At 36.0% G+C, this 11,875-nt stretch carries 8 protein-coding genes; 3 read left to right on the top strand and 5 right to left on the bottom strand.

What is annotated here, in order from left to right; translation table 11 throughout:
• Positions 1-4 precede the first annotated feature (4 nt).
• From HDC92_RS24120 to HDC92_RS24105, 4 genes are all read right to left on the bottom strand, one after another.
• Positions 5-3,202: a non-ribosomal peptide synthetase gene (locus HDC92_RS24120; RefSeq protein ID WP_183877447.1), complete on the bottom strand. Its 3,198-nt coding sequence runs from the start codon at positions 3,200-3,202 to the stop codon at positions 5-7.
• Positions 3,168-5,591, bottom strand: coding sequence for an outer membrane beta-barrel family protein (locus tag HDC92_RS24115; protein WP_183877446.1), 2,424 nt, complete (start codon positions 5,589-5,591; stop codon positions 3,168-3,170). The genes HDC92_RS24120 and HDC92_RS24115 overlap by 35 nt, the downstream gene beginning before the upstream one ends.
• A 195-nt stretch (positions 5,592-5,786) precedes the next feature.
• Entirely contained in the window at positions 5,787-6,782 is a 996-nt protein-coding gene (locus HDC92_RS24110; protein WP_183877445.1) for an LLM class flavin-dependent oxidoreductase, read from the bottom strand.
• Positions 6,779-7,849, bottom strand: coding sequence for an acyltransferase family protein (locus tag HDC92_RS24105; RefSeq protein WP_183877444.1), 1,071 nt, complete (start codon positions 7,847-7,849; stop codon positions 6,779-6,781). Before HDC92_RS24105 ends, HDC92_RS24110 begins: the two co-directional genes overlap by 4 nt.
• Positions 7,850-8,021: 172 nt before the next feature.
• Between HDC92_RS24105 and HDC92_RS24100 the strand changes: the two genes are divergently transcribed.
• Both HDC92_RS24100 and HDC92_RS24095 read left to right on the top strand, forming a co-directional pair.
• Positions 8,022-8,969 (top strand): NAD-dependent epimerase/dehydratase family protein, encoded by a 948-nt coding sequence (locus HDC92_RS24100; protein WP_183877443.1) that lies wholly within the window; start codon positions 8,022-8,024, stop codon positions 8,967-8,969.
• On the top strand, positions 8,966-9,628 hold the full coding sequence (locus HDC92_RS24095; RefSeq protein ID WP_183877442.1) for a sugar transferase: 663 nt from the start codon (positions 8,966-8,968) through the stop codon (positions 9,626-9,628). The genes HDC92_RS24100 and HDC92_RS24095 overlap by 4 nt, the downstream gene beginning before the upstream one ends.
• Positions 9,629-9,641: 13 nt before the next feature.
• On the opposite strand, the gene HDC92_RS24090 is transcribed toward HDC92_RS24095, so the two are convergent.
• A complete protein-coding gene (locus HDC92_RS24090; protein WP_183877441.1) occupies positions 9,642-10,766 on the bottom strand; it encodes a glycosyltransferase family 4 protein in 1,125 nt (374 codons plus the stop codon).
• Positions 10,767-11,195: 429 nt separating this feature from the next.
• On the opposite strand from HDC92_RS24090, the gene HDC92_RS24085 reads away from it, so the two are divergent.
• Positions 11,196-11,875: hypothetical protein (locus tag HDC92_RS24085; protein ID WP_183877440.1), on the top strand; the 680-nt coding region annotated here is incomplete at its 3' end.

Below are 11,875 nucleotides of genomic sequence, written 5' to 3'. Positions count from 1 at the left end.
ATTTTTAAGATGAATACTCTTGTTCATATTTTAAAGCAATGTTTGATAAGGGTTGATTGATAAAGTCCATAATTGTCAGGGTTATGCCCAATCTTGACTTAATCAAACTAATGGCCTTTATCGCTATCAGAGAGCTGCCGCCCAGGCTAAAAAAATCATCAAATACGCTAACTTTTTCAATTGATAAAACCTCTTTCCAGATTGTCGCAAGTTTGATCTCAAAGTCCGTTCGTGGTGGGATAAAATGTTGATGAATTAAATTGTCAACCGGGAGCGATTCCAGATACTTTCTATTTGATTTACCGGAGGCAGTTTTTGGAATCTCTTCCAGACGAATATAAAGCGTGGGAACAAAATGTGCCGGTAGTCTTTGGCCCAAATATTTTCTTACCTGCAAAGTGGAAATTGCTTCAGATGCAGTATAATATGCAATCAGCCTTTGATCCGAATCGTTAATAATTTTCAGAATTACCAGACAGTCATCAATTAATTCGAAGGATCGTAAGGCTTCTTCAACTTCTATTAATTCTATGCGATAGCCACGTAATTTGACTTGGTTGTCTTTTCTGCTTACAAATTCAATCGCCCCTGTAGGCATAAGTTTGCCAAAATCACCCGAACGGTATACCCTTCCCTGTTTTGTAACTGGATCAGTAGTAAATGCTGCTGCTGTCTGTCCTGGTTTATTTAAATAGCCCAGGGCCAGGTAATCACTTTTGTAAACCAATTCACCGATCTGGTAAACATCCGTAAGTATTTCATCATGCTCATCCAACAGATATAGCGCTGTTTCGGCAACCGGATAACCGATTGGTATATTCCGTCCTGAAACACTGCTGGCATGGTTCAGGAAGTTTTGGAGCGTGATTGTTGATTCAGTAGGCCCGTAGCCATTTACCAAAATGGAATTCTCCGGGAAATACATTTTGAAATTCTCAAAATCAATTTTATATACTGCCTCACCTCCCAATACAACCAATCTTACCGCTTTAAATCTATGCTGGGTTTTGGCTAATTCTGCCACAAAATGCCTGTAAACAGTTGGAACAGTATGTACAATAGAAATTTGATGGTTAATTAACCATTCTGCCAGGTTTGCCAGTCCTTGCTTTTTTATGTCATAAGGATACAGAGTAGCGCCATTTAATAAAGCGCCAAAAATATCCATCACCGCTGAGTCGAAGCTGTAGGACGGCAATAAGCTCAAATGATCGTTATGACTAATTTTTAAGTTGTTAGTGTATACCCTTATAAAGTGCAATACATTACGATGGCTTTGAATAACACCTTTAGGTTCCCCCGTAGAACCCGAGGTATATAAGATATAAGCTGGACTATGCGGATCGATTGTAGCTACTTCAGTGATAGGTAAGGCATCCGTGATTTCAGCAATATTTATAATCGAAATATGTGCAGCTTCAGCGCAAATCGTCTTTGCTAAATTTATAGTCTCCGGATCGGCTACGATCAAATTACAGCCAGTATCTTGCAGGATATAACTAAGTCTGCTTAGTGGAAAAAGTGGATCTAAGGGTACGTAAGCATTTCCTGTTTTTAAAACACCCAACATTCCTATAACGGCCTGCTTGCCATCTGTTAGTAACAAAGCAATATTAGAACTCATTAACTTCGTATGATGGGCCAGGATACTGGCGGCCAAGTTGGCAGACGCCTTGTTTAAGTTCCAATAGGTAATCCTGTCTTCAGCTTGCTGAATTGCAATCTGATTTGGATATTTTTTTACCTGGGCTTCAAATCTTGCAGAAATAGATTGATTGATCTCCTGATTGTCAAAGTACTTGTAATTGTTGTTTATGGGGGTTGGCAGACTTGTTTTCTGACAAAAATAATCGAATACAACAACATCTTTAAGTTTAATTTGGGTATCATTAGTTAACTTTTCAATGATAGTTAACAAACCATTTGCCCAATATTCAATTGTTTCGCTCTTAAATAAATTTGGATTATATTCCAACATAAATTCATATTTTCCATCATCATCAATTGCATTTAATACCAAATCATAACGACTGGTTTTCTTTTCAAAGTTTTGATAATGGATGCTTATATCATTCATCTGGAAATGCCTGAAGTTATCGTGCAAAATGAGCATAACATCAAAAAAGGGGTTTCTACTTAAATCTCTTTTTAAGATTGTTCTATCGATTAACTGATTTAAAGAAAAGTTTCGATGCCGGTAAGCATCAATTACAACCCGGGTTAAATAGGAAAGGTATTCCTTAAAAGACAAATTAGCATTTACCGTGCTTCTTACAGGTACGGCATTAACAAACATTCCGATGAGGTTATTATTTTCAACATTTCGGCCGGATAATGGCACACCAACAACGATATCAGTTTGTTGCGAAATTTTGTACAAGAATGTGTTAAATATCGACAATAAAAAAACCAATAAAGTGGTTTTTTCAACCATAACAATCTTTTTAATACGCGCCGTTTGTACCGCTGTTAATGCAAAATGGAATCTGCTTCCATCATAGGTTTGGGGGTTGGGACGTAGATAATCATAAGGTAGCTCTAACGACTGAGGCAAAGCAGTAAATTCTCTGATCCAATAATCTGCTTTTTTTTGAATATTAGCAGATTTTAGAAAAATATTACGATTGATTACGTAATTTCTATAGGAAATTTGAATTGCTGGAAGTTGCTGGCTATAATAAATAGCAAAAATATCCTTTATGAATATTCCAAAGGAATATCCATCAAATATGATATGATGAATGACCAGGATTAATTGATATTCATCTTTAGCAATTTGCAACAACCTTATCCTGAACAGCGGACCTTCAAATAAATTAAATTGGCGTAAGGCTACATTATCGATTAAATCATTGATCAGGTTGTTTTTGTTAATCTCATCGCAAATGTTCTGGTAATGAAAATCAATTTCAGTATGATCACGAATAATTTGCTTTATCTCGTCATGCTCAATAAAAAAACTTGCGCGAAGACTTTCATGCCTGTCAATTAATAGGAGTAACGAGTTACGAAACTGAGCCGGATCGATGTTGCCTTTGATCACATATACTCCCAGGGCATGACATGCTATTGATCTTTTAGGATCTTGGCTAAGTAACCACATTTCCTGTTGAGACGGCAATAGACTGAAGCTAAGCATGTTGTTTAAAATATTCACACCCATCAGCTCAATTGGTCTCCGTTTTGCCTTTATCAACATCATCGTTAGTTACGCCGCGTTTATTTTTCCTGATCTTCTCTTTAAGCTGGCCAATGGTATAATAAATATTAATATAATAGCCTCTTACAAGTTTCATCGTCCTGTTTTCCTGCATAAAATCTGATGTGTTAAGACGGTTGGCTGTAGTTCTGTATTTTTGAGTGGGGTTATCAATTCTAAAAATCACACCTAACTTTTTATTAAAAAACTCTTTATTTAAGCTCATTACTGTACCAACGTAGCCATTGACCTGCCCTTGTAAGCTCACTACAGGAGTGGTAGTCGTCAATAGAAACCTGAGTCGCCAATCTTGTGGAATGGTATAAGAAAAATTGCTACTTGTAGTAAACGAAAACCCTTCATTATTATATCCTTTTCCACTAACGGTACCGGTTAGCCATAAATATTGTGCGCGCCCGTTAAAATTAATGCGCAGCTTTTTTGTTACGGGATAATTGATGTTTACGTTTGTTCCTACATTGTCGTTTTTTCCAATATTAGCGAATGTAGAACGGGTGATTCCGTCACTGCCAAGCGTTGCAACGTTTTGTATGGTATGATTTGCAAAAGAATAATTTAAACCAATATTAACAGTTGCTTTTCTGATCAGGCTATAACTTAAATCAAAATTGTTATTTAAAACAGCATTTAGATTTGGATTCCCAGAGGTATAATATAATGGGTTAACCTGGTTTTCGAAAGGGTTTAACTGCAAAATACCGGGCCTTTGGATGCGTTGTGAATAACCCAGGGTTAAACTTGCGGCGTTTTCCAGTTTACGTTGAATGATAACTGATGGGATCAGGTTGTTGTAGTTCCTGTTTACTCCAGGGGAGGAAGTAATAAAATCAGCACCAATTACCGTCCTTTCCAGACGTAAACCGGTATAAACGCCCCATTTTTTAAATTTAAGCTGGTAGCCATTATACAGGCTATAAATGTTCTGACCATACTCAAACTCGTTTGAGTTGCTGAGGATGCCATTTTCAGAAACTTCTTTAGTGAAAAAATCACTATAGTTGTCGCGTTTAACTAATTTAGCTCCGGCCTCCAGGTTTATTTTTTTGCCTGGGTTATAGTAATCCAGCTGCAGGGTATGTTCTTTCATGCCTGCGTTATTTTGTTGGGAAAGCTGGCTGGTTAAGTAATTAAGATTGCCAATGGCTGTTCTGTAGCTGTCAAAATCATTGATTGTAGTTGAAAATTGATAGGATGCAGTTAGCAACCGATCCTTTTTATTTCTAAAACCTAACTGATAATTTAAATTTGCGTCAATTGCAGCCAGCCTTGGATTGCTTTCCGTATTTAAATTGGCAGCGCTGATGAGATTTCCCTGTTGGTCGAATGTGTTATAGGATTGTGTGTCATTCTGATGGAAATTATTGAAAGAAATAACGATAGAACTGCTCAGTAAATTCAGAGAATCGATCTCGTAACTTAAGTCGGCATTGGCGGGTATCAAATTTCCTTTGGGAAAATTCGAATAACCATCATTAATGGTCGACTGGTTATTGGAAAAAGAATTGCGTGTATTAGAAAACAGGTTTGCCGGCGCGTCTGTGCGTGTATAACTGCCTGCATAACCATTAATCCCAAATTTCCCCTTTTTTGCTGTAAATGCGCTTCCGAGACCCAAAACACCCAGGCGGCTGGTGCGGAAAATCTCGAATATCACATTGTAGCCTTCGACATTATTCGTAGTTATAATATTGATAATACCGGCTGCTCCTTCACTGTCATATCGTGAGGAGGGGGTAGTGATTACCTCAATCTTTTTAACTGAAATGCTTCGCATCATCCGTAAAGCCTGTGCTGCACTCCCGGCCATGGCTCCTGAAGGCTTTCCATTCATATATATCTTAAAATCGGAACTGCCCTTTAGCCGGATATTGTCATCGTCATCTATCGATAACAATGGAACCTTTTGCATTACCTCTAAAACATTTAATCCTTTATTTTCCGGGTCTGCTTGCACATCGTAAGACAAGCGATCTATTTCCTGAGTAACTATCGGCTTGTTGCCTTTGATGGTTACCTCTTTTAGCTGCTTGTTTTGAGCTGAAAGTAAAACGTTTTTTAAGTCAGCGGTTAACTTTGTGCTGGCACTAAGATCAATGATGATAACTTTAGTAGCGTAGCTCAACGCGCCTAAAGAAACCGTATATATTCCCGGTAATAATTTGTCAAATGTAAAACTGCCATCGTCTTTAGTATAGGTGCTTTTTATAGAATAACCACCTTTGGATGCTAAACTTACTGTTGCATAAGAAATAGGTTTTTTTGAAGTGGAATCCAATACAACACCCATGATATTTGGAATGTTCTGCGCATATAAAGAAGTAAAAGGGACAGAAAATAGGGTAAATAAAATGTAAGAGAGTTTAGCTTTCATAGGTATTTTAATGGCTTAGCTGATAATAAAATAGATATTTGGTTAACAACTAAAATACACTGCAAATACCAATTAGCCGACCTGTACCGTCTTACATATTTTTGTTAAAAAATCAGGAACCTATTCCTTCCTATTACAGGAATCTGCTCATGTCCTCAAGTAAAGCTTTTATTTTTAATGGCATGCAAACAAAAATTATCTTTCTAGCTTTGTGGATAAATAGTCCAGACATATCCCAAATTTCTTAAACTCATCGGGTGTAATAATAGGTAATTCAATGATAAAACCCTCAACTCCTGCAACTATACTGTCATATAACAATTTAGCTATTTCACTATAAGTTCCTACCAAATAGGGTAAACTACTAATTTGATTTTTGTATAATGCGTAACTGATATTTTTTGATATATTCCCCATGCGGTTATATAGATTCTTTTTCCATACTGAATCATTCAATGTTTGTGCAGCATATTTTAATAAAAACTGTGCCCGTGGGTCTTCAACAGTTAAATGCTCAATAAAGCATTCAACTTCATCAGTAGTTTCACCAGTGGCCACTCCGACTGCAAACCATGTTTTCACATCTATTGAAGATTTGTAACTTTCATTAAATACAGTCAGTCTGAAAAGATCGTACTTGGAAGCCATACGAATGACAGCATCTGATTCGCCGGAAATGATACCAATTGGTTGTAACGCTGCCGACAGTTGAACTGGTAGTTGAATACCAGAGAGTTGGTAATATTTACCAGTAAAATATAAGGGAGTATTTTCAGATAAAAGTGTAGTAATAATGTGAATATATTCATCTAGTCTTTCATATCTTTCAGTAGCTGATAACTCATATTTGATATTTAATGCACCAGCAATGAAATTTAAACAAATCCGCCTATTGTATAGATGTGTGAGGTTGATAATTCTTTTAGCGGCAATCCATGGATCAGCAGAAGCAGGATTGAGTGCAATGATTGGGGCCAGCTCATCAGATCTGCATAATATTTCATGAGAGTAAACCCAAGGATCAAAAGATGCCAGCAAAATTGTTTCCGGTGTCAGTATCCCATTGAAACCAGTGGCTGCGCTTAACGATATAAGTTCCCTGGTAGAATCGGTGTAATCACCGAAAGAAGATAAATCTTTAGGAGCCGTTGAAAAAAAATGTATAACTTTTCCTTTGTAAATAATACTCATTTTATTTTTGCTTTTAAATATTTCCGTAAAGGGATATCATAAAATAACAATATCAGATAGGCAAAGCCAATGAGAAAAATTACTCCGCCTGCTATTATGAGATTTATATAGGTTACTGGCTTATAAATTTTATAATAATGGGCAAATACCCAAATAACCGAATAGTGTGTCATATACAGGGGATATGATATATTTCCAAAAAAATTACATAATTTCTTTAACCCTGATTTTAAGGCCGTTCCCGCACCTAATGCAACAAGTAGCGGAAAGTAAAATAGCACAACTATTGGTTCTGTAATCCAATTCCATTTAGAAAAGGGCATGATAAAGGACAACAACAGTAAAGTTGCAACTCCTAAAAATCCAAGACGGTTTTTTATTATCCAATTAGAACGGTAAACTAAAATTCCAGCCAAAAATGAATAAGAAACACGTGCTCCCCCATCCCAAAAAGTTGCTTTATTCCATCCGCCTGTTAACGAGCCCGATTCAAATAGCACCCAGCCAATGAATATAGATGTTAATATGGTTAATGCCAATAAAGACCGTCGGCTAATCCTGCATAAGTAAATAGCATAAAAAATATTTGCAACATATTCCCAAAATAATGACCAGGCTGGTGCATTAAGAGCAAAGAGGGCAAGCCCCCGCTTAATCATAACTGGAAAAGGAACCAAAAAAACTGAACTAATAAACATAGAGATGATCTCGGCAGAACTTAGCGATTTAAACTGGTTAACAAATGGATCGAAGAGAAGGCTTAAAAATCCTAATAAAGTGCCCAGGATTACTAGCGGATGTAACCTGATCAGCCTTAATTTAAAAAAATTAGCAACGCCCAATTTTTCTACGCGATCATCGTAAGCGTATGCGATTACAAATCCAGATAAACAGAAAAAAAAATCTACGGCCAGAAAACTGTGGCCAATGAATATCTTGCTATAATCTGATATTGTCATTTCAATAAAATGGAAGGTTACAACGCATATGGCCGCAATTCCCCTTAACCCGTCGAGTACTTCGAAATGTGTCTTAGGCTTAGGTGTATCATGGTTTACTAATTTCATAAGTGATTGAGTTAAAAGTTATGGAGATGACGATTATTTATGTCAACTAAAATATGCTGAACGTATTGGTATGGCAACCTGTACCGTCTTATGTTTTATCTAAAATAAGTTTAATAATTCCTAGCAAATAGCTACTATTTGCCTGTTATTTATTCTCTCTAATTTCCACGAAATGAAAATACTTGTTACCGGCGTTGCTGGTTTTATTGGTTCTCATGCAGCTGAACGGCTAATTAATCTTGGGCATGAAGTAATAGGAATTGATTCTTTCTCCAGTTTCTATAACGTTCGATTTAAAAATGCGAATGCAGAACAGTTGGCACGCCAAGGTGTAACGATTTTAAAAGGGGATCTGGCAGATCCCGCAACTTATCGTTTCTTACCCACTAACTTTGATTATATATTTCATTTCGCTGCGCAATGTGGTCTGTCATCATCTATTGAACCTGAAGAATATATTAAACACAACATCCTGGCCACCAAACATTTGTTGACGTTCGCACTTTCAAATACTACGCTGCAACTGTTCATCCATATATCATCATCCTCTGTTTATGGGAAGGAGGCTCTTGCCAATGAAGAGTCAATCTCCCAACCAATATCCAGCTACGGGGCAACGAAGCTAGCGGCAGAACAACTGGTTTTAAGTTGTTTTCGAAGTGAGTGTTTGCCGGTATCTGTATTAAGATTATATTCTGTTTATGGCCCCAGGGAAAGAACGGACAAACTGTTTACCAGATTAATTTATGCAGGATTATCGGGCAGTCCGTTTACATTATTCAAAGGCAGCGAAAATCATATCCGAAGTTTCACTTATGTGGATGACATCATAGACGGCATTGTCCAGGTAATGGAAAATTCAAAAGCGTGTAATGGGGAGATTATCAATTTGGGAAATGATACCGCGCACTCCACTCAAGATGGCATTGCCTTAGTGGAGCATTTATTAAGCAAAAAGCTACAACTGAAAATATTGCCTCCAAGAGTTGGAGATCAGATAAGTACCAGAGCTGTTATTGATAAGGCGAAAAGGCTATTAAATTATACGCCGAGTAGGTCTTTATCAGATGGATTGCAACAACAAGTTTTCTGGCATCTTGAAAACATTAATAGGCTATGATATTTCAATGTAATTATAAACTCCCCACATACAAACGATTTTTTGATATTGTAATCTCAATAATACTTATTTCAGTTTTGTGGCCTTTCTTCTTGCTTATAGTTATTGTGATAAAATGTGAGAGCAAAGGACCTCTTATATTTACCACTAAAAGAGTAGGCACAGGCTTTAAAACCTTCATTTTATACAAATTCAGAACCATGCATGATGGATCTGCGACAAGACTTCATTTTCCGGAGCATCGGAATATGTATGAATGTAGTCAGAATGGAAGTTATAAACCGATATTTATAAAGTTGAAAGATGATTCAAGAGTAACAAAATCAGGACATATATTAAGGAATACACATATTGACGAATTACCCCAGTTGTTTAATGTACTGAAAGGTGACATTTCATTGGTAGGCAACAGACCTTTGGAACACTATGAAGTGGAGAGATTGCTTGCTCAGAAACAAACTTTACGCTTCCTGGCCCCTGCAGGGATAACCGGGCTTTGGCAGGTTCGTCAGTATAAAAGACAAGAATTTAAAGAAAAAGAACGAATTATGTTTGACAATTTCTATGCGTTAAAACAATCTTTTTGTCTTGACCTATATATTCTTGTGCAAACTGTGGCAGTTTTATTTAAGTGGAAAAAAGTTGGCAAAATTTCATAAAAATAATTATAAATTATATCAGTGAGTTATATAACTTATCTGTCTTTTCCGCTGAAAGGTCCCAGGTAAATTTTTTGCTCCAATTTATGCCTTTAATAATGCTCAATTCTCTGAATTGGGCATGCATAAGCAGCGTCGAAACAGCATTAACGATTTCAGTTATGCTAAAAGGATCCACCTGTAAGCAAATTCCTCCTGAAATTTCTGGCAAAGCACCCCTGTTAGAAATGATAGTTGGACAACCGCATGCCATTGCTTCAAGAACAGGGATGCCAAAACCTTCATAAATAGATGGAAAAATAAATATTTCAGCAGAGGAATAAATTGAGGGTAGATCATTCTCATTTACGTATCCTAGAAATAGTACTTCACTCTGCAATTTCTTCTGAACAACCAATTTAAAAATGGAAGAAAATTTCCATGCTCTTCTTCCTACAATTAGAAGTTTATGATCGATATTGACATTTTTCTTTAGCTCATGATAAGCTTCAATAATTCGCTCAATATTTTTTTTTGGCTCGAGGTTTCCAACAAAAAGGAAATATTTTGGCGGGAGATTATATTTTTTTTTAACCAGTTCATTTACATGGGTGTCTGGTATTTTTTGGAAATGTTTTCCGATCCCAGGATAAATTACTTCAATCTTAGATTCGTCAATTTTTGAATACTTGTTAAGGATATCATTTTTGACAACATTTGATACCGTTATGATTTTTTGCGCGTTTTTTATAGTGTTTGGAAGGAACATGTTAAAATAAGCTGCTGTTTCATTTTGACAAAGCTTTGGATAGTCAATAGCCATTAGATCATGAATAGTAACAACATTTGATGTTTTCGAAAAAAAAGGCAAAATATAGCCAGGGCAGTGGTATAGATTAAAGCTGTTTTTTTTAAGGTAAAATGGAACCGAAACGTGTTCAAAATAAATTCGCTCAAGCCTTTTACTCAAATTAACATGCTTTATTTTTAAGTTATCTGTTTCGTTTATACAACCATCATAATCTTGTGGAACTAAAACCTCTAGTTTATAGTCTTTGGCTTTGATACCACTTAAACCGCAAATCAAACTCTCGATCGAATATTGTACGCCAGACTTCTCTTCGTTGAGCAGTAACGCGTTAATTAATATTTTCTTCATTGGTTAATTTTTTTATTTCATCGAGTCGTGTTTTTGGATGCAAAAAGCATTACCTCCTATATTGTCTCTCTATTGGTCAATTCAAGCTTGAACAGCTCCTCACGTTTTCAGCAAAAGTAAATTAAATTTTTATACCGGAATTTTTAAAACTAATTAATATTCGATTTTGACCTATGTCAATTGTCAACATGCAAATGCCTGTTATGTTTGTATATAAACGCTCAATTAATTACACTATTCGCACTGTTATTATAAATCCGAAAGTTGGTTTATTTTTTCTAACAACTAAAGTGTAGCGTTTCTGCCGGGTCTCCACGTTATAGTGATCCAACAGCAAATAACCTATACAAATAATTTTCTGATATCTGACGCTACTTCTCTGAATCTCCCAAAATCAATTATAAATCATTAACCTATTAAAAAAAAGACATGAAAACAATTCAAATTATGAAAGGTGCAATAATTGCAATTACCTTTTTATTACTAAGCTGCGAAAAAAAGTCTTCGGATCTCTCGGCCGACAAGTTGGCGGCTGAAAAAATTTCAAAAGTAGCAGATGATAAGCCATTGTTAGCTGATGAAAATCTCAAACTGTACAACCTGGTCGAAAAAATGCAAAGAGATACAGATGATGATAAATTCATTGAAGGAGTTATCACTGAATACAGAGCTTTAGATAAAGCTGGATTAGATGCCTATAACGTAATCCGAGGCAATTATGAATTGACAAAGTTAAATGAATCCGTTCATAAAGACAATTCCAAAATCACTCAGGATCAATACTATATCCTTCAAAATAATATTAAGTTACTTACTGAATTGAGAGTTGAAGCAAACAAATTAGCGATAGAAAGATTTGGCAAAACCTCAGCAAATCTTCAATTTGAGCAGCTAAATCCTATATTAGAACAGTTGTTCAAAACCAAATACTCAAATATTGTTTCCGAGCAAAAAATTAGTCCATTAGCCTGTACAATTAGAACATTTCCATCTGATGCGACTAAAACAGATGGCAATGGTGTCGATGACCTATCATATCTTGAGGTAACAAAAGCTGGCCAAAGCGATTGTGACTGGCAATTTAACTATTCCGGTATTCGTACAAGAAT

The organism is Pedobacter sp. AK017 (assembly GCF_014200825.1).
Taxonomy (GTDB): Bacteria; Bacteroidota; Bacteroidia; order Sphingobacteriales; family Sphingobacteriaceae; genus Pedobacter; species Pedobacter heparinus.
This window is presented reverse-complemented; position numbering and strand designations above follow the sequence as displayed.

Excerpts from the sequence above, each read along its gene's own strand:
- HDC92_RS24120 (WP_183877447.1), bottom strand. The coding sequence starts at position 3,202 with ATGATGTTGATAAAGGCAAAACGGAGACCAATTGAGCTGATGGGTGTG.
- HDC92_RS24115 (WP_183877446.1), bottom strand. The coding sequence starts at position 5,591 with ATGAAAGCTAAACTCTCTTACATTTTATTTACCCTATTTTCTGTCCCT.
- HDC92_RS24110 (WP_183877445.1), bottom strand. The coding sequence starts at position 6,782 with ATGAGTATTATTTACAAAGGAAAAGTTATACATTTTTTTTCAACGGCT.
- HDC92_RS24105 (WP_183877444.1), bottom strand. The coding sequence starts at position 7,849 with ATGAAATTAGTAAACCATGATACACCTAAGCCTAAGACACATTTCGAA.
- HDC92_RS24100 (WP_183877443.1), top strand. The coding sequence starts at position 8,022 with ATGAAAATACTTGTTACCGGCGTTGCTGGTTTTATTGGTTCTCATGCA.
- HDC92_RS24095 (WP_183877442.1), top strand. The coding sequence starts at position 8,966 with ATGATATTTCAATGTAATTATAAACTCCCCACATACAAACGATTTTTT.
- HDC92_RS24090 (WP_183877441.1), bottom strand. The coding sequence starts at position 10,766 with ATGAAGAAAATATTAATTAACGCGTTACTGCTCAACGAAGAGAAGTCT.